This window comes from Methylobacterium sp. 092160098-2, assembly GCF_028920805.1.
GTDB classification, from domain to species: domain Bacteria; phylum Pseudomonadota; class Alphaproteobacteria; order Rhizobiales; family Beijerinckiaceae; genus Methylobacterium; species Methylobacterium fujisawaense.
Genome location: NZ_JAQPZJ010000002.1, coordinates 1,009,886 through 1,028,104 on the forward strand (window position 1 = coordinate 1,009,886; position 18,219 = coordinate 1,028,104).

Sequence of the window (18,219 nt, forward strand, 5' to 3'; positions counted from 1 at the left end):
CCGAACGGTGCGGCGGGAAGACCTGCAGCATCTCCGACCGGAACGCGGACGGCAGCTGGATGCCACCGACCAATAAAAACCCGCCTGGCGTTCGGCGCCGGCAGGGTCGGATAGGTCGTCTAGAACGGGAAACCCTTGCATACCCTGACACTGTGTGTGTTAGCGCCCTGCAAACGCTCATTGAATCGGGTTCGAGACATGCTACGCGTCCATTGAGGCGTAAACAGGTCACTCCGACTGGTTCGGCATGGCAAGGGCGAGGCCGAGCCCGACTTCCCGATCGGCAGAAATCGGCTGCTTTTCCACAGCTAAGCGTAGCGTTTCACGGCTCCCGACTAGGACGACCTGCCCGATCGCGCGCGTGACGGCGGTGTAGATCAACGAGCGGTCCAGCAGGCGAGACGAGACAATCGGGATCACGACGTTCTCGAAGGCCGTGCCCTGCGCCTTGTGGACCGTGACCGCATAGGCGTGATCAAGATCGTCGAGGTCGCGTCCGGCCAACCGCTGCTCGTTGCCGTCGAAGTTCACGGCCACCCCATCATCGTCGATTTCCGTCACGGTGCCCAGGCTGCCGTTGCGTAGGTCCCGACGGTAGTCGTTCCGCAAGAACAGCACTGGCTCTCCCACAATGAACCGGCCGCGCTCCCCAGGTGGGCATCCGAGGGCCACCAGATGGTGGAGCTCAGCATTAAGAGCGACCGTTCCGCTCGCACCGGTTTTGAGAGCCGAGAGTATCGTGGCCCCTTCGACCCCGCCGAGCTCGGCGAGGGCGTCCTTCACGTGGTCCGCAATTGCGTGGGGCTCACATTCGAGCAGCGTGACGCCGCCGACGTCAGGGGAGAAAGGCTGAAGCCAAGGGAGCCGTCCGTCGCGTATGGCAGCCGCGACGGCAGGGATGCCGGAGGCGGCGGTCTGCCGCCGAATGGTCCGTAGTTCGACCTTCGGGATCTCCGGGATGCCGACGAGCGCATGCAGCGTCAGGCCGAACCCGATCGGCGCCAACTGTGCCTCGTCTCCGACCAGCAGGAGACGGCCGCTCGGCGGCATGACCCGCAGGATCCGGTAGAACGTCGGCAGGTCGAGCATCGAGCTTTCGTCGATCACGACCAAGGCTTCGGGCCCGACGGCGACCTGCTTGGCCTCGACGGCCTTCAGGAAGGCGGCGATCGTCGAGGCCTTCCTCCCCGTCGCCTCCGTCATCCGGACGGCGGCCCGGCCGGCGAGCGCCATCATGTGAATTGCTCGCCCGAACCGCTCGGAGGCGGCGACGATCGCCTTGAGCACGGTCGTCTTGCCGACGCCGGCGCTACCGACGACGAGGCCGAAACGGCTTCTCAGAGCGAGGTGGACGGCATTCCGTTGCTCGCCGCCCAGATCGACGCCGATGGTGCCTGCCGCCTCGTCCAGCCAAACGTCGAGTTCCGGAGCGGGGACCTCACGGGCGATCAAATCCTCGCTCGCCTGCCCCTCGATCATCCGGGCGATCGCGCCGGCGACGTAGGCCTCCATCATGGCCGCGCCGGCCGGCTGCAGGCCTTCGCCCATCCGAACGGCGACGCCAAGGGCTACCGCCTTGGATACGGCCTCGGAGGCGCGCGACGCCGAACATCGCAGGAGTCGAGCGACCAGGCGCACGACCTCGGCGTCGCGGATCCAGGTGTGATGCTCGTCGAGCCGCCGGTAGAGGGCCGCCTCCACGGCCGCGATGCTCCGATCGTCGGCGTCGAGCGGCAGGCCGAGCCGATGGGCCACGGCGTCGACCTTCTCGAAGTCGGCCACGGCCATCATAAGCCACGGGTTCTCCCGGAGGCGGAGCGGAGCCTCGACGCCCCAAAGGGCGACGATCTTGCGGGCGAGGCGTCCGTCGAAGCCGTTCTCCCCGAGCCAGACGACGACGTCGCCTTCGGCTTGCCGATCGCGCCACATCGCTACTAGGTCGTGCGCCCGCTCGATCCCGAGGATCGGCTCAAGGGCGACGAGGTCGCCGTCGGCCAGTGCGCGGCCCAGATCGTCGCCGAGAGCAGCCTGGAGCTTGCCGGCGGTCGCGTAGCCGATCCCTACGAAAGCTGGATCCTCCGCGAGGTGGCGAACGAGAGCCGTATTATCGCGCCTCGGATCCACCCACGATCTCCACCTCGAGACCGTGCAGCAGGGTGCTGCACAATTCGGCATACCGAGGACGAGCCCCCGATCCGACCGCGCCACGATACCACCGTGCTCGTTCCGGCGAAGGGGCAAGCGCAAGCGTCGCTTCGCGACCCCTTCACCTCCACTGCGCGCGGTGGTCTTCGGGGCCCAGGTCGGCTCCGAGGGACGGTCTCTTTCCGATCCCACCAAGGGACTGCTTCAGACCGATGTCGACCTCGGCGCAGAATTGATCCGGCCGCGGCATGCTCCGAGGGGCCGGCAATCTAGTGGACCAGATCTGATGCTTGATACCCGGTCGCGGCGTCCGCAACGGGTGGTTTTCCGCCGGTCCGCTTTCGGGAGGTAATCGATGGAAGCGGACATCGGTCCCGTGCCCGCTCACGACCCATTGCGGGCCCTGGGAAGGTCCGCTCCCAGGCTGTTGGGGGCGGAGGCCAGCGGCCGAGTTGGGTGGTTTCCTGACCGCCCGCTTTCGAGCGGGTCCGGGCTCAAACAGCTAATACCAAATGCCTTCGCGAGATCGTCAGGTCGAGCACGATCCCACGTCGGCGTTCGTCTTGACGGCGATGCCCGGCCGAGCCGCAACGGCACCTTCGACCAGGAGCTCGGCCATCGCGGTCGCCGAGCTCGGCCTCCAGGGAGACGGCAAGACGGGTGCGAGGGACTTCAGGATTGCGACGGCCAATCGCTCGTCGAGCCGCGCGCTTTCGCGCTGCCCGTCGAGGGCGCTCGGACGCACGATTGTCAACGACGGGAAAGCCAGCGCCGCGAGCTCGCTCTCTAGTTCGCCCTTCCTGCGCGTATAGGCGAAGCGCGAGTGGGGATCGGCGCCAAGCGACGAGACCAGCGCAAACCGGGTCGCGCCTTGGCTGCGCGTAAGGCGCGCGATGGCGAGCGGATAGTTCAGGTCGATCGCCAGATACTGGTCCGGCGATGGGGTGCGGGCGCGCGTTGTGCCCAGGGCGCTGATGACGCCGTCCACGTTCCACCATTCGGCATCGGCGGGGAGGTCCGAAAAGTCGATGACAACGTTTCGCAGCTTGGTATGGGGTTCGACCGGGCGGCGGGTCAGGGCGACCACGTGGTCGATCCGGCTGTCAGCGAGCGCTAATCCCAGCGCAAGGCCACCGACGAGACCGGTAGCACCGGCGATAAGGATCGTGGTCATGCCTGACGCTCGTGCCGCTCAGCCCCCCTAATGGCGTGCGCCGATTTGGTGAGGTGCGGCTTCAGGCCCGCGGCGAGGAGCCGGTCGAGTACCCGGTCCGACAGAAGGCGGGTCAAGCCGACGAAGACCCCGCTCCAGCGGCCGACGGTGTACCGGGTTCGGGGGCCCGCGTTGGTGATCGCATCCGCGATGGTGCGACCTGCATCCTCGGGCGAGGCCCCGCCTACTTCCGAGGCTTCGGCCTGCGCCACCACCGCCCGCAACAGCGCCGCGTAGCGCCCCCGCTGCACGGCGGTCATGGCGTCGATGACCCTCTCGGCCCGGGCGCCGACCTGTCCGAGCATCTCTGTCCTGACAGCCCCCGGCTCGATCACGACGACCCTCACCCCGAGCGGACCGACTTCGCGGCGCAGTGAGTCGCTGAGCGCTTCCAGCGCGAACTTGGTGCATGCGTAGGGACCGTAGGCCGCCATCGCCACCCGGCCACCCACCGACGATACGTTGACGATCGTCCCGCCGCTTTCGATCAAGGCGGGAAGCAGGGCCTGGATGACCGCGACATGGCCGAACAGGTTGACCTCGAACAGGCGGCGCCAGTCCGGCAGCGCGTAGGTCTCCACAGGAGCATTGATCCCCACGCCTGCATTGTTGACCAGCACGCCGAGCCGTCGACACTCGGGATCGTTCCTGATGCGCTGCGAGAGCGCGGCGATCCCGGCCTCGTGCGTGATGTCGAGAATGATAGGCTCGATGTTCGCAGTGCGCAGTGCGTCGCCGTCCACCTCTCGGCGGACGCCCGCCAGGACATGATAGCCCCGCTCAGCGAGCTCGCGCGCTGTCGCCGCGCCGATGCCGCTCGACGCTCCGGTGACGACGGCCACCTCTCGACGCGAGCCGGGTTGGATTTCGGCGCTGCACATGAAGTCTCCGATCCTTGTTCTCGGTTCAGCTGATCGAACGCCATAGAGCGTCGAACCCGATCGCCGAATGGCGTTCGGCGGCGGCCGGGTCAGCCGCGACGCCGTCGATGGTGGCCTCCGTGATGGCCATCACCAGCGAGGCAACAAACATCGGGGAGGCGTCCCGCATCGCCCCGTCGGCGCGGCAGCGATCGAGGAGCGCGACGACCCGGGCGTAAGGTCGGCTCGCGATGTCGCGCGTGGCAGGCGTCAGATCGTTCGAAACGCCGAGCTGCGCCAGCGCCAAGCGCTCCAGCGGTTTCTCCCGCGCCCAGCTCAGCATTCCATACCAGACATGCCGCAACTGCTCGCGAGACTCGACATCCTCCGGGATGCCGTCAGTGGTCGCGGCGGCCATCCGCAACTTCAGCTCAACGTAGAGCTCGTTCAGCAAGTCGGCCTTGGTCTCAAAATAGATGAACAAGGCTCCGTTGGAGACGCCCGCGGCCTTTGCGATCGACGCTGTCGACGCGCGCAGTCCCTGCTCGGCAACGATCCGGATCGCCGCCTCCATGATCTCGTTGCGCTTCGAGTTGCTTTTCGGTCTTGCCATAGCGAGATGCTATAAAAGAGCGACCAGTCAGTCAAGATCGTATTTAGGGCGATGCGGATTTTTCCAATTAGAAGGGAAGGGTGCGCCGGCATCGCAGAGGTTCGTCGAACACTGCGCCAGGGAACCGAGCTTCGGTATCGGCCTTCAAGACGCAAGCGACGACGAGGTGCCTTGCCTTTCCTTCAGCGAGAGCGATGCCGACACGCCAAGCAGAACTATCCCCCGTCGTCGGTGTCCGCGTTCGGGATTGCAGCGGCAACCCGAGGACGACGGTAGAAGGGTCGGTTGCGGAACGTCCGCTTTAGGCCGAAGAGCCAAAGGCCGCTCTCCACCCCGAGCCGAACTTGCGGCGTGGCCAACGAACGACCGCTTTGGAGAAACGCAAACGGCGGTCCCGGCGGCTGGGTTGGGTCGGTAGCGGCTCTTGGCGGCGGATGCCAAGTGTCGGATTTGCACCACCAGGAGGACGACTTCGCGCGGAGCGGCGGCGCCGTCAGGTACCCGGCGGTCTCAACGGGCCTACGTTGACGATGAGGTCCTGGTGACGCTGGTTCACCAGGAGGTATTGCCTCTTCACCTCGTCGAACAGGGCCCGGCTTGCGGGGGCGATGAGGCCGCAGCCGGGTTCGTCGATGTCGGGGAAGAATTTACGAGTGTAGGGCAGAAAGGCGCGCTTACGGACGTCGATGAAGAATGCGACCTGACCGCCGAGACGGGATGCCTGTTCCCGTCCGACCTGGATCACGCCGATCGGCAATGCGTCGCCGAATTTTCCAACCTTCGAGGATGTGTAGACGCCCACGACCAATCCACGGGCTGGGACATCCGCAGAGGTCGCCGCACCGGCCTGCTGCTGCGTGAAGGCAGCGATGACGCAGGCCGCGTGTCGAACCAAGCCGGGCTCATCCGGTTCGTTCTCGAAGGGAAACCGCGTCCAGACGAAGTCACCTGATCGAAACGGTATGGGTCCGGTCAACGGAAGAGGCTCAGCCGAGTCTCGTAATCGGCGTCGGTTTCATCCGGATCGCGCTGCATCTCGTAGTGGTCGAGATCGAATGCCGGCATCGCCGGATCGAGATCGCCGAGGGTCGCTACGTATTCGGAGTGGCGGCGAACGAGGTCTTCGACGAGCGTCGACACGTCTACATTGTCCAGCTTCGCGACGCGGCGCGCGGCTTCGTAGACGTCGGCGTTGATTTCCAGCTGAACGGTTCCGGCCATGTCTCGGACATCCGAAGGTTCGGAGAGGATCATATCCTACCCTATCGCCGAGGCTCCGTCATCGGACTACATTTTCGCGCGACGTGTTCAGGGGAGCGGTCGTCGCCGCCGTCATACGCCCCGAACTCCGCGCCCCGTGATCATAGCCTCCTCGACGTGCCTGTATCGGGCGAGCTGCTCCCGCAGACCGCGCACCTCGGCTCTCAGGGCTGCGTTGTGCTGCTCGAGCTGCAGGATGCGTCGATCGCGGCGGTCGGCTTTCGGCTTCGCGTCAAGCTCGTCGGATGCATCGTCCGCCGGCGGCGCCGTTCCCAGCCGCCTGACAGCCTCATCGAGGAGTGCCTTGGCGGTCGGGTTCTTGTAGAGCGTCTGCCGGTCGAAGCCGCAGGCGATAGCGATGGCCGACAGGTTCGGCTTCCCGCTCCTCTCCGGCAGCAGCTCGCCGGCGGCTTGCAGGCGGTCCAGATAGGCGCGAAGCGTGGCGACGTTGCGCTCGCCGATCTCGCGCCCGGAGACGCCGGTCATTTCCTCTTCGCCTTGCGCCGAGCGTGCTGCGGAAGCGACAACCCCTTCTCCTTCCGCAGATCCAGGTCCGTCTGCCCCCGATCGACTTCGTCCCACCCCTCGTCGAGCTGCGCCTCGGTGATGTTCAGAGCGCGGGCGTTCCTCTGCCAAGTGCGGATACGGCGGGTCAGCTCTTCGTTCTCCTCGCGCAGATTGTCGATCATCGCCAAGAGGCGGGCACGGGACTTCGCCTCGTCGGCACGCGGGCCCGTACGGGGGATCTTCCTTCGGCCGGCGCGGATCTCGTCCGTCCTCTTCGCGAAGGCTTCGGAGATCTCGGGAAAGCGGCACAGGCCGCTCCTACTCCACTTCCATCGATGGATGACGAGCCCCTTCGCGATGACCGCATCCCAGGTCAGCGGCTGCTTCGCATCGCTCGGCCATGCCGAGATCTCCGCAACGAACCATTCACGGATTTTGGGGCCGAGCGCCAGACGTTGTCGAGGCTGCACCTTCTTGATCGAGGTGCCCGCCAATGTCCGACGCATGTGAGGCGTGCTCCCGGGATAGGGGATCAGCTTCCGCCATTCCTTCTTTCGAAACGGTGCATGCGGACACGACCGTTCCTTCGCCTCCTGCGTCTGCACGGCGTCGCTCCTTCGAACGAAGGCTTCGGAGATGGGTTGTCCGCGTCCGCTACAGACGCATCACGATCCGGTCGTCGGCATGGCCGCCTCCTTCGTCGATGGCGTCGGCGATCTCTGGGAAGAGCGCGAGATGTCCGCGCTCGAACGGTTCGGCTACTATGGTGCTCGCAACGGCCGCGCAGGCCGCCGCGAGTGCCGGAAGGCGCTCGGCACGCGACGGATCGACGAGATAGCGGCCTTCGAGAGACGAGAGGATCGCGAAAGCCCTCGGATCCAGCGCCGGAAGCGGCGTCGGCGTTCCGTCCAGGCCGACGGCGAGAAGCGGGATCGCTTCCGGCCCTTCGAAGGCCCAGTTCAGAGCATCGATCTCCTCGTCCGGGGCATCGGCGCGGAGCATCCTGCGCCTCCATGCCTCGATGACGTCGCCGGACAGCAGCCGAAGGACGATGCCGCGACCGAACACGAGGCTGTCGCGTCGCTCCTCGACCGGGCCGAAGATCTTGCGGGCAGCGATCGCATCGAAGAGGCCGCGGTCCCCCACGAATAGTTCGGTCGGCATCAGGTCCAGGTCCTGGGAAACGCCGGCGGAGAACGGCATCCGCCTGCGGGCCCGGACCTCGTACGCCGCCAGGGCGGCATTGCCTCCGATCGTGAAGTGGGCGGCTCCGAACCCCTCGCTCCGAAGTTCGCGAAGGAAACGTGCCGTCACGGCCTGGACACGTCCGATCCGGAGGGCTTTCAGAACCTTCGCATGGATATCGAGGCGTCCCTGGATGCGATCGAGCTCCACCTTGGCCTGCTCGCGTCCGGCTTCGAAGGCTGCCTTGCGGCGCTCGGTATCCGGGGACCTGGGGCCCAGTGAGCGGGTACGCTGACGGTTGCCCTCGTACCGCAGGTTCACAGTGTGCGTGAGGTACTCGACGCCGCCATTCGTCTTCCAGCCGATGCTGCCGGCGTAGCGCGCGGCCGTGTCCGAGGCCTCCTCGAAGGCGATCCAGAGTCGCTCGAGCTTTTCGAGAGCTTCCTCTTCATCCTCGTCGAAGAGATCCGAACCGCCCATCCCATCACCCAGATAAAATCCGGAGTGATATTATTTGTGGTAAGAGCGATTCGCAATCCCGGCGGTGCCATCCGTCCAGCGGCTTCAACATTCCGGTGAGGAGCGGCCGGGACGTTCAGGTGGCGAGCCCGATCCCATCGAGCGGCCCCTGACGCAGGACGTCGGGCCGCATCTGTACGATCGTACCATCTTCGATGTCGGGATCATCGTGGGCCGCCAGCATGCGACGATACCCGACGGCCATGCGGCGGTGATGCTCGACGTAGTTCGAAGCGCCGTAGGTCCCGTCCTCGACTTCCTCCAGCGATCGCGCGAGCGCGAGGTCGACGTCCGCCAGCAGCAGCTCGATGCGGGCGCGATGTACGGGATCCCCTTTGACGACCGCGCAATCGAGACAATCGGCGCAGGCGCCGTGATGCGGGCAGGGTGCGGTGCCCCAGTCGTGGAGGCACAATCCGATGTCGGTCGTATGGACCGTCGCAAGTTGCACCAGCGAGAAGTTCTTCCGTTCGACGGGCGGCTTGCGCGACCACGTCGCAGCGATCGGCCCTTTCATCTTGCCCTGCTCGAGCAGCTTCCGGGCCTTCCGCGCGAGCTGGTATCCGGGCTCGTGATCGTAGGCTTGGTTCGACCGCACGTCCTCGCGGCCCGACCAGCGTGCGAGGTCGACCTCTCCGAGTCCGCCTTCGGCGGCGATGGTGTTCAGGAAGTGCCGGACCTGATGGGTCTTGAGGACGAAGAACTCGCCGTTCGCATCCTTCAGATCGAACCGCTCGAACACCGACATCGAGCCGGGCCTGCTCTGCAGGAAGTCCTTGACGACGTCGTACGAAACGTTGTCGACGATGGCGGGAACGAGGCCCCGGCGCGATCCGAAGAAGTTGCGTGTGGCGATCATGAGGTATTCCGACCGCTTCATGACGTGGTCGCCGCCGATCGGGCGGATGGCGTCGAGCAGAGCCTTCTCGATGTCTCCGAGCCGGTAGCGCCACTTCTTCTGCGTCGAGCATGGGGTACGCGGGATGCGGTAGGAGCGGACGAACACGACGATGTTCTGGAAGCCCTGGATGCCGACGGCCTCGCGCATCTCCTCCCCCGTCAGGATCCGGTCGGGCGAAGAGAGCCGCCAGCGATCCGTCAACCAGGCCCGCCCGGGGTTTTCCTCCATGAATGCCGCGATCGCGCGTGCTTCGGCGGTGAGTTCCTTGATCTGCCTGATGGCACGGCGGGCGACGTCGACCATGGCGGTCGGGATCCACTTGATGTCGGCCAAGAAACCCTTGGAGCCGCGGTACCCGATGCCGTAGCGCACGACGGGGCGGCCGTCGGCGTCGAGGATGGGTTTGCCGTTGCGGGTGACGGGTTCCTCGACCTCGCAGTCGTAGGGCAGCCTGAGGATGTCGTTGATCCGCCAAGGTGCGCAGGGCAGGAGTTCGACGATGCGCATGCGCAGGATGTCAGGCGGCGACGACACCAGCTGTGAGGCGCGGGCGAGTGCGTCCAGCGCGCCCTCATCCGGCATGCGGGAGTCCTCCTGGTCTTCGTCGCTGCCTTCGACCATGACGTGATGCCGGTCGAGCGGCCGCTTCGCCGTGTTCGTGAACTGGATCGGCGACATCGTGATGCCGGCGTCGTTCAGGATCTTGGCGATTTTCGCGAGGACGGTGCCGGCTTCGTAGGGACTGGAAGTTCCAGCACCGATCGATTCCGCGAACCTCAATGCTCGCTTGAACGTCGCGCCCGTGAGGCGGCAGGGGTCGTGGCCGACGTCCTTCGAGGCGCCGTATAGCATCCGGGCGACCGCGACCATGCGGCGATACCGGTTGATCTGCGACGGCTTCCTCACGTCGTCGAGGCGCACCACCGCCTTGAGGAAATCTCCGAAGTCCTTGGCCATCGCGGGCCCGTCGGGATCCTCGCTGGTCGATCGGACCGTGAAGGCGAGTTCGCCCTTGCCGGTCCCGCCCGGCTTGTTCGAACGGGTGGGCACGATCCAGATGCGGTCGTCGAACGGGCTGTCGCCGAAGGCCGGCGCAAGGCGTCCGGACTCGATGAAGATCTCGAGGTTCTGCCTGGGCGTGGCTCCGAGCGTGGCCATGACGCTGCTCCGGACGCGCGAGGTGCGATGACGGCGACCGGGACGGATCATGCCGCGTCGTCCTTCCGTTCGGAGCGGGCCCGTTTCACCTCCTCGCAGCGCATGACGACGTCCGCTACGGCGAGAATGGTGTTGTCGAGCATGGTGATCATGCGGCCGTCGAGGCGACGGGCGCGCCGCTCTTCGCGGCCCTTCAGGAGCGTGTCGAGAATGCGTTCGTGCGGACCATCCAGCCACGGTTGGAAGCGCACGCAGGTGTAGCAGGCGGTCGGCGCGGCGAGGCCGCAGAAGGCGAAGCTGCCGCAGGTGCCGACGCCGCTTTCGGGCGCGGTACTGGAACCGAAGATGCGGCTCGCGCGCGTGCCGCCCCGCAAGGCCTCCGCCTCCGATCCGACCAGGGTGCCGAGGAAGGCCTGCGCCATAGGCGCGAGCTCGCGGGCCGTGGCGGCATCGAGCTTCTCGACGACGTCTCCGCGCAGGTTCACGTATGCTCGGACCGTCTGCTCGTCCCTGTGATCGAGGAGTTCGGCGACGACCCTCTTCGATGCACCTTCGCGCAGCAGCCGGGTCGCGAAGGTGTAGCGGAACCGGCGCGGGCCGGCCCTGAGGACCTTGCCCGTCCGCGGCGAAACGACCTTCAGGGCCAGGACGGTCTGCGTGATGAGCCGTCCGATCTCCTTGGGTGTCCGGTGCATCGCATAGGCGTGCCGCGGACGACCGACCTTGGCGGGGTCAGGCGTAGTGCGGTGGAACAGGGCGTGTCCGAAGGCTTCGTCCTCCCACGGCACGGCCTGCCTCGCAGCTCTGTTGGTGGCGACGAGGCGCTTCATGATGCCGGCGGAATGGGCATCGAGCTTTCGGATCTTGAACTTGGTTCGGACGAGCCTGTCCTTGCCTTTGATGCGCGGCACGGCGATCTGGGCATGGCCGTTCTCGTCCTCAAAGTCCTCGTCGCGCATCAACGAGATCATGCGGGGGTTCGGCCCGAGGATGACGCAGAGCCAGACCAGGGCGAGACGGTCGATCGGAACCGAATTGGTCTCCTGGGAGGCACGCAGCGCCTGCAGCAGCGCCGTGGTCTCGGCATCGTCGAGCGGGCCACCCGTGGGATCCCGGGTGAGGACGGCGACTCCCTTCGGGTTGCCGCCGACCGTGATTGCGTTGACGATGGAGGCGCTGGTCGGGTTGACCCCAGACCCTTCGCGCTTCGACAGGAAGCGGAACCAATGTTGGAGGTGGTGGAGCTCGCCGACCGACAGTTTGGCGGCTTCGCGGGCCTCGTAGAAGAAGGTCTGCAGCAGGTCGGGACGGTTTCCCAAGCGGATCGTCGGATGCGACCAGCGTCGGAACGCGCCGAGGGTCTTGAGCCTCTTGAGCGCCTGGAAGGCGTTCTGGACGTGGCTCGCCGAACTCGAGGTGATCAGGTCGACGAGGTAGTCGGCGGTGGCTTCCACCATTCCGCGGTGGGTGAATTCGAGCGCGGTCCAGTCGAGCCGGAAGTTGTGGCCGGGATCGTTCAAGTGCCAGACCGGGCCGTCCAGCTGCACCCTCTCGTGGTATGAGTCGAACACGGCTTCGCGGAGATGCGGGACCAGGATGGGGTGATCGATCCCGGGAGGTCCCTGGAAGGGCACATTCATGACCGGGAGTTTCCTTCCGCGCTGAGCTTCTGGAGGCGCAGCAGAAGCGAGCCGGCCTTTTCCTTGATGAAGCGCTGCCGGTAGTGCTCGCCCTGCTCCGAGGTCTTGCTCCAGCCGTTGAGGAAGTTGCGCATCCGCTGCTCGACGCCTTCGCGGAGCACGTGGTCCGGCTGGTCGTCGATCGCCTCGGACAGGCGGTCGTTGAAGCTGTGCCGAAGCCTGTGCGCGGTGGTCCAGGGCGGCAGGCCTTCGACCTTTGTGCGAAGGGTGACGAAGATCGCCTCGACAGTGCTCTCGGCGATGGGGCGTCCGAGTTCGGATACAAAGACGTATCCGTGCCGCTTCGCTCCCGGATAGCGCTCGTCGTCGTTGTTGTGCTCCGTCAGCCAGACGTCCAGCACATGCGCGAGCGCGAGCGAGATTGGGAGACGCCGCGCCCTCGTCTTGGCTGCGGGCGGCCTTGCGCGAGGATCGTCGGGATTGTTCTGGCGCCTGTGGATGTCGATCGTCGGCTCGGGCCCGTGCAGTGATAGATCCTGCTTCATCAGACCGAGCGCTTCACCCTTGCGGGTTCCGAGTTCGTAGAGGGTGAGGATCAGCGCGAAGTTGCGGAACTGGTGCTTCTTCTCGAAGGGGTTGGTCGCGCTCCCAGGTTCGATGGCGTCTCGCAGGATGGCCAGCTGGCGTTCGTCGAGGCCGAGCGTTTCGACCTCGTCCGGCTTCGGGATGCCCGACAGCATCCCGTCGGCGAACTTCTCCAGCTGTCGTTCGGCCATGGTGTAGAGGTATGCGGGAGGGCCTTCCGCCTCAGTGCGTACGAGCTTGTGCATCGCGGCGCCGGCGCGCCATCGGACATACCGCACGACGGCGCGGCAACGGGCATCCCAGTAGCCGGGCCCGACCATGACTGAACCGCCATCGTCGGCGGCGACGTCCTGGTTGCGCCGCAGGACGCGCTGCAGGCTCTTGGCGTCTCCGTCGGAAAGATACTCGAAGCCCGCAATGCGGGCTTCGAGGTCGATGCCCCGTTCGAAGGTCCAGTTGAAGGCCGTGACCACGGCCGACATCGTCCGCTTCTGGTGGGAATAGCTGTGGCCTGCATCCCGCAGTTCGTTTGCGTGGAAGATGTTGGGCCACCACACGGGCATCCCGTTCCGGTCCACGACCGTGACGGTCCGTTCGCCAGGGAGCATGTCGTGGCTCTTCAGGCGCCATGGGCCTGGAGCGGGATAGGGTCTTGTCACGCCGGCGGTTCCCGAGATCGCCCGCCAGACTGGATCTCAAGGGTTAAGGACACAAGTCCTGCGGATAGTGGACGGGGCGCCGAGCGTATTTCGATCTAAGATACTGACTTATATGGTTTATTGCGAAATAGTGGACGAAACGTAGGCGTGGCGGATTCGAGCGGGATCGCCAGAACGACGGATGATGGAAATTGACCTTCCGAGGCGATTTTCGTCGTCGTATCAGCCGCTTACTACGATCAGTGGACGATCTTGCGGTGACGCGGGTTTGGGCCGCGGCCGCTTTCTGGAGCTGTTCTGGAAGAGCCCGCGTCCGTCAGTGGACGATTGGCGGGCTGGTATCTAGCCTAACACCCTGAACAAGGATGTGAATCTCACTTTTGTGGACGTCCGATTGGGAGCTGGGGTTCACGATGGAAAATTAGCGGTGTCATGAAAAAACAAAGCCAGCAGTAAGCTGCTGGCTTTGTTGACGATTTTGGTACCAGTGGACGATCGAAAACTGACTAGGGTTCAGTAGCTCGGTGCCGCGAACTGTTCGAAGGTCGGCATCGACATCGAGCCGAATGCGTGCCCGGGCTTCTGCACGCTGATCCCCTTCTCGCGGATGAAGGCCTCGATCATGGCCTTGTCCTCGGCGGACTCGCCCAGCTTGGGGCCCTTCGCGTTGCGCGTGTTCGGGAAGCGGAAATTGCGGGCCGCGGCATGGGGTCGGCGGGCGGTCGTGGTGCGGCGGGCGTTGGTGGCGACGGTCGGCGGGAGGGCAAGGGATTCGGACATCGACGCCTCTGAAGGAACAAAAGAAGGAGTGGATGGTTGCCCGACGTGTTGTCCCGCCTGCACCCGTCAACGAATGAAGCTCAGCCATTGAAGGAATGGAAGAGGGTGGCCGCCAAAAAATTGCTGAGCCGTTAAGGCCGCTTTGCGCGGTTCATTCCTACGAATTTCATAGATTCCCCAGGTAAACCTTTGTGCTCAAACTCTTTTCCCGAGTCTGAGACAGGGCTGTTGCGGCTCCTTCGTTTCTGAGGCTAAGGTCGGATGCCGAAGGAATGGGGCGTGGTATGGCCAAACTGCCACTACAGCGGACGCGCGGGGTCCGCGACAGCGACGAGCTGTCCGAGGAGAACCTCGTAAGGGACACCCGCGGCATCTTCGGCAAGGCGCGCGACTTCCTGAGCGTCAAGCAGAACATGACCATCACGCTCGTCTGCCTCGCGGTGACGGCGTTCGTGTTCCACGGCATGGCCGACCTCATCTTCCTGGTAGCGCTGCTTCTGGCGTCGTTCGGCCTGACGCGCCGCGAGGAAGGCGCGATGAAGCTGCCGATCCAGTCCGGACTGATGGATCCGGTCGAGGGCGGTTCGGGCAAGCCCAAGAAGGCCGCAGGCATATTCTTCATCGGCAACGACAAGGTTACCGGCAAGGAGATCTGGTTCACCAATTCGGACGCCCGGACCCACTTCATCGTCCTCGGCACCACGGGCGCGGGCAAAGCACTTCCCTTGGATGCCCTCGTCCATACGCCGACAGGCTGGCGGCGGATGGCCGACATCGAAGTGGGCACATGGGTGTCCACCCCGGACGGGCGATCCGCTCAGGTCGACGGCGTCTTTCCCCAGGGCGAACTCGACATCTTCGAGATCGAGTTCGAGGACGGCCGTATTGCGGAGGCATGCCCGGAGCACCTCTGGGAGGTTCACCACAAGCATTGGGTCGGGAAATACAAGGCGGGCGTCTCACGGGCGGGTGCCGCCAAACCGCGCCTTCTCCGCACTCGTGAAATCGTGCAACTGCTGGAGCGCAATAAGGGCAAGTTCTCGATCCGGCTGCCGGCTGCGGTCGAGAAGCCGACTGCTGCCCTGACGCTGGACCCCTACCTCGTAGGTGCGCTGCTCGGGGACGGCGATCTGACAGGCAAGTCATTCAGGTTCTCGAGTGCCGATCTCGAACTCGTCGAGAGCGTCGACCAAGCCCTTGCTCCGTTGGGATGCGAACTCCACAGATACGGATCGAGCGCGCCCATCGACTACCACGTGCGCCTCGCTCCGGATCAGACGCATCCGGGCGCCAACCCGGGGCGGCTTCGCCAAGCCATCCGCGATCTCGGCCTCGAAGGGACCGACTGCTTCGGAAAATTCATCCCGGAAGTCTACAAGGAGGCCTCGGTCGCGCAGAGATGGGCTCTCGTGCAGGGGCTCATGGATACGGACGGGACCTGCGATCATCGCAAGGTCGCGCTCACATTCGCGTCGTCGTCGCTTCGTCTCGCCACTGACTTCCAAGAGGTCGTGCGCTCACTCGGTGGCTTGGCCACGCTATCCCCGAAGCGTCCATTCTTCCGGGATCGTGACGGCAACCGCCAGGAAGGCCAGATCAGCTACGTCGTGGCGATCCGCCACCCCGAGCCGGACAACTTCTTCTCACTGCCGCGCAAGGTGGCCTTGGCTTCCCGCCCGTACCAATACGCGGCCGGGCTGAAACTCGGGATCAAGGCGATCCGCTTCAAGCGCCGTGCCCAGGCCGCATGCATCCGCATCGACCACCCCGAACACCTGTTCATCACCAACGAATACGTCGTCACGCACAATACCGAGACGCTCCTGGGATTTGCTGCCAACGCCCTCTCTTGGGGGTCGGGCTTCCTGTTCGTCGACGGCAAGGGCGACGTCAGTCTCTACGCGAAGGCCTACGCGCTGACGCGCAGGATGGGCCGCGAGGACGACCTACTCGTGATGAACTTCATGACCGGCGGCACCGACGTCCTGAGCGGCGGCGGCGGCGTGATGCGGTCGAACACGCTCAACCCGTTCACGAGCGGCTCGTCCGACCAGCTGACGCAGATGTGCGTGAGCCTGATGGACGACGCGGGCGGCGACGGAGCGGTCTGGAAGGGGCGCGCGGTGGCGATGCTGGGCGGCATCATGCGCGCGCTCGTCTGGAAGCGCGACCAGGGCGAGCTCGACCTGAACATCGGCATCATCCGGGACTACCTCGCACTCGACAAGATCATCGAGCTCGCGGCGGACGAGATGCTGCCGCACAACATCCGCAACGCCATCGTCAAGTACATCGCGCAGATCCCCGGCTTCGACAAGTCCAAGGGCACCAAGCAGGCCCAGCAGACCATGGAGCAGCACGGTTACCTGCAGATGCAGTTCTCCAAGGTGCTTGCGACCGCGGCCGACGTCTACGGGTTCATCTTCATGACCCCGTTCGGCGAGATCGACATGGCCGACGTGGTGCTGAACCGCCGCATCCTGATCGTGATGCTTCCCTCGTTGGAGAAGTCGCCGCTCGAGACCGAGAACCTCGGCAAGATCGTCGTCGCCAACCTCAAAGGAATGATGGGTCAGGCCCTGGGCGACAGCCTCACGGGAACCTGGAACGACGTCGTCGACAAGCGCGTCACGAACTCGCCCTCGCCGTTCGTCACCATCATGGACGAGGTCGGCTACTACATGGTCGAAGGAATGGACATGATGGCGGCCCAGGCGCGAAGCCTGGGCTTCTGCCTCGTGTTCGCCGGCCAGGACGTCAACGCGATGAAGAAGAAGAACGAGAAGGTCGCGGACGCGGTCATCTCGAACTGCAACACCACCATCGCCATGAAGGTCGAGGATCCTCAGGCGACCGCCGACCTCATCATCAAGAAGGGCGGCAAGGGTCTCCGGGCGTTCTCCGCCGGGTTCGACGCCAACGTCGGCGAGATGGGGATGCGCTACTCGGACCGGAACTCGGCGGAGATCAAGGAGGTGGACAAGATCAACTTCCTGGATCTCAAGGGCCAGGACGAAGGCGAGATGCACATCGTCTGGAAGACGCGCCTCTCCCGCGCCAAGGGCTTCTACGTCAACCCGCCCGAGGCGCTGAACAAGAACCTCCTCGTCCTGGCGCCGAACCAGTTCCTCAAGATCGCCCGGCCGAACCCCGAGGACGTCAGCCTCAAGCAGCGGCTGCCCGCGATCGCGGAGACGCTGTCGCGCGCCGACCATGTCGAGCGCATGCGCCGCGCCGCGGAGGAACTCGTCGGAAGCCTCGAGGAGCGCGCGCGGAGCGGGGACGAGATCGCCGTCTGCGCGATGGCGATCACGGCCGTCCGCACCGGCAAGAACCCGCGCGACCGCACCGAGGCCGCCGCGGCCAGCGTCGCCGCCATGCTCCGCTCGCAGAAGGCGAGGGCCCACGAGGTCGGCGGCGACATCCGTGCGCTCGACAGCCTCAAGGCCTTCGACAACCCGGGAACGGCGGCAGGCGGAGCCGGCTTCGGCATGGGCGGCGGACAGGGCGGACGCCCGCCCGGGCGGCCCGGCGTGCAGCCCGGCGCGCCGCAACGCGGACGCGGTCTCGGCGTCACGGATCCCTACGAGCAGCTCGCAGGCGACTTCGGGCGGTCGGACGACGCGGTCCGGGAGGCGCCGCGCCAGCCGCAGCGGCCGATCCGTCAGCAGCCTCCGGTGTTCGCCGACGCGGACGACCTGGACGACGGCGGTCCGATGATGACCTCCCCGCCCCCGGTCAAGCGGCAGCTTCCCGTCGCGAAGAAGGACGGCGTGCCGCACTCCATCGACGTGGACGGCGACAGCCACGTCGACATGGCCCACGACCTCCACAGGAGCGAGATCATGGTCCGGTTCATGTCGGCCATGGACAGCGACGGCGGACCGGAAGGCGTCAAGCAGGAAATGGAGGACGCGGTCAGCAGCCTCCACGGCTACAACCCGTCCGCGCGCACCGCCGAGGCGCCGCCGCGCGAGATGGAGAACGCCAGGAGGATCTCCGATGCGGCGGCCGGCCGGGGCGAATGGCCGGTCGAGGACGAGGAGCCGGTTCGGGAGCGCGTCCGGGAGCTCGAGACCGCCGGCGCCCCGCCGCGGGAGGATCGCGCTCCGCCGAAGAAGTCGGCGCTCGGGCTCGAGGAAGCCGTCAGCATGGGCCAGTTCTTCGACGCCCTGCTCGAAGACGAGGAGTGAG

The 18,219-nt window shown here is 65.6% G+C and carries 14 protein-coding genes; 1 reads left to right on the forward strand and 13 read right to left on the reverse strand.

Going from position 1 to position 18,219, the window contains the following annotated elements; all coding sequences use genetic code 11:
* Positions 1-228: 228 nt before the first annotated feature.
* From PQI07_RS30360 to PQI07_RS30420, 13 genes are all read right to left on the reverse strand, one after another.
* The gene (locus PQI07_RS30360) at positions 229-2,124 is read right to left on the reverse strand and encodes an AAA family ATPase (RefSeq protein WP_274926775.1); all 1,896 of its coding nucleotides are present in this window, start codon (positions 2,122-2,124) and stop codon (positions 229-231) included.
* Between the two features lie 550 nt (positions 2,125-2,674).
* The gene (locus PQI07_RS30365; protein WP_274926776.1) at positions 2,675-3,319 is read right to left on the reverse strand and encodes an NAD(P)H-binding protein; all 645 of its coding nucleotides are present in this window, start codon (positions 3,317-3,319) and stop codon (positions 2,675-2,677) included.
* Entirely contained in the window at positions 3,316-4,239 is a 924-nt protein-coding gene (locus PQI07_RS30370; RefSeq protein ID WP_274926777.1) for an SDR family oxidoreductase, read from the reverse strand. Before PQI07_RS30370 ends, PQI07_RS30365 begins: the two co-directional genes overlap by 4 nt.
* A gap of 25 nt (positions 4,240-4,264) precedes the next feature.
* Positions 4,265-4,831, reverse strand: a complete 567-nt coding sequence (locus PQI07_RS30375; protein ID WP_274926778.1) for a TetR/AcrR family transcriptional regulator — start codon at positions 4,829-4,831, stop codon at positions 4,265-4,267.
* A 493-nt stretch (positions 4,832-5,324) separates the two neighbouring features.
* Positions 5,325-5,726 (reverse strand): hypothetical protein, encoded by a 402-nt coding sequence (locus PQI07_RS30380; protein ID WP_274926779.1) that lies wholly within the window; start codon positions 5,724-5,726, stop codon positions 5,325-5,327.
* Between the two features lie 77 nt (positions 5,727-5,803).
* Positions 5,804-6,052: a hypothetical protein gene (locus tag PQI07_RS30385; protein WP_274926780.1), complete on the reverse strand. Its 249-nt coding sequence runs from the start codon at positions 6,050-6,052 to the stop codon at positions 5,804-5,806.
* Between the two features lie 111 nt (positions 6,053-6,163).
* Positions 6,164-6,577, reverse strand: coding sequence for a hypothetical protein (locus tag PQI07_RS30390; RefSeq protein WP_043759040.1), 414 nt, complete (start codon positions 6,575-6,577; stop codon positions 6,164-6,166).
* Complete coding sequence (locus PQI07_RS30395; RefSeq protein ID WP_274926781.1) at positions 6,574-7,203, reverse strand: hypothetical protein; 630 nt, start codon at positions 7,201-7,203, stop codon at positions 6,574-6,576. The genes PQI07_RS30390 and PQI07_RS30395 overlap by 4 nt, the downstream gene beginning before the upstream one ends.
* Positions 7,204-7,252: 49 nt before the next feature.
* Positions 7,253-8,263: a GSU2403 family nucleotidyltransferase fold protein gene (locus PQI07_RS30400; RefSeq protein ID WP_274926782.1), complete on the reverse strand. Its 1,011-nt coding sequence runs from the start codon at positions 8,261-8,263 to the stop codon at positions 7,253-7,255.
* Between the two features lie 115 nt (positions 8,264-8,378).
* The gene (locus PQI07_RS30405) at positions 8,379-10,361 is read right to left on the reverse strand and encodes a hypothetical protein (protein WP_274926783.1); all 1,983 of its coding nucleotides are present in this window, start codon (positions 10,359-10,361) and stop codon (positions 8,379-8,381) included.
* Positions 10,362-10,408: 47 nt separating this feature from the next.
* Entirely contained in the window at positions 10,409-12,001 is a 1,593-nt protein-coding gene (locus PQI07_RS30410; protein WP_274926784.1) for a tyrosine-type recombinase/integrase, read from the reverse strand.
* On the reverse strand, positions 11,998-13,194 hold the full coding sequence (locus tag PQI07_RS30415; protein WP_274926785.1) for a tyrosine-type recombinase/integrase: 1,197 nt from the start codon (positions 13,192-13,194) through the stop codon (positions 11,998-12,000). Before PQI07_RS30415 ends, PQI07_RS30410 begins: the two co-directional genes overlap by 4 nt.
* Before the next feature lie 564 nt (positions 13,195-13,758).
* Positions 13,759-14,025 (reverse strand): hypothetical protein, encoded by a 267-nt coding sequence (locus tag PQI07_RS30420; protein ID WP_274928623.1) that lies wholly within the window; start codon positions 14,023-14,025, stop codon positions 13,759-13,761.
* Between the two features lie 284 nt (positions 14,026-14,309).
* Between PQI07_RS30420 and PQI07_RS30425 the strand changes: the two genes are divergently transcribed.
* Complete coding sequence (locus PQI07_RS30425) at positions 14,310-18,218, forward strand: LAGLIDADG family homing endonuclease (protein ID WP_274928624.1); 3,909 nt, start codon at positions 14,310-14,312, stop codon at positions 18,216-18,218.
* Position 18,219: the final 1 nt, after the last annotated feature.

Bases quoted from the DNA above. Each gene is read 5' to 3' on its own strand.
- PQI07_RS30365 (WP_274926776.1), bottom strand. From the start codon at position 3,319: ATGACCACGATCCTTATCGCCGGTGCTACCGGTCTCGTCGGTGGCCTT.
- PQI07_RS30370 (WP_274926777.1), bottom strand. From the start codon at position 4,239: ATGTGCAGCGCCGAAATCCAACCCGGCTCGCGTCGAGAGGTGGCCGTC.
- PQI07_RS30375 (WP_274926778.1), bottom strand. From the start codon at position 4,831: ATGGCAAGACCGAAAAGCAACTCGAAGCGCAACGAGATCATGGAGGCG.
- PQI07_RS30385 (WP_274926780.1), bottom strand. From the start codon at position 6,052: ATGGCCGGAACCGTTCAGCTGGAAATCAACGCCGACGTCTACGAAGCC.
- PQI07_RS30390 (WP_043759040.1), bottom strand. From the start codon at position 6,577: ATGACCGGCGTCTCCGGGCGCGAGATCGGCGAGCGCAACGTCGCCACG.
- PQI07_RS30400 (WP_274926782.1), bottom strand. From the start codon at position 8,263: ATGGGCGGTTCGGATCTCTTCGACGAGGATGAAGAGGAAGCTCTCGAA.
- PQI07_RS30405 (WP_274926783.1), bottom strand. From the start codon at position 10,361: ATGGCCACGCTCGGAGCCACGCCCAGGCAGAACCTCGAGATCTTCATC.
- PQI07_RS30410 (WP_274926784.1), bottom strand. From the start codon at position 12,001: ATGAATGTGCCCTTCCAGGGACCTCCCGGGATCGATCACCCCATCCTG.
- PQI07_RS30415 (WP_274926785.1), bottom strand. From the start codon at position 13,194: ATGCTCCCTGGCGAACGGACCGTCACGGTCGTGGACCGGAACGGGATG.
- PQI07_RS30420 (WP_274928623.1), bottom strand. From the start codon at position 14,025: ATGTCCGAATCCCTTGCCCTCCCGCCGACCGTCGCCACCAACGCCCGC.
- PQI07_RS30425 (WP_274928624.1), top strand. From the start codon at position 14,310: ATGGCCAAACTGCCACTACAGCGGACGCGCGGGGTCCGCGACAGCGAC.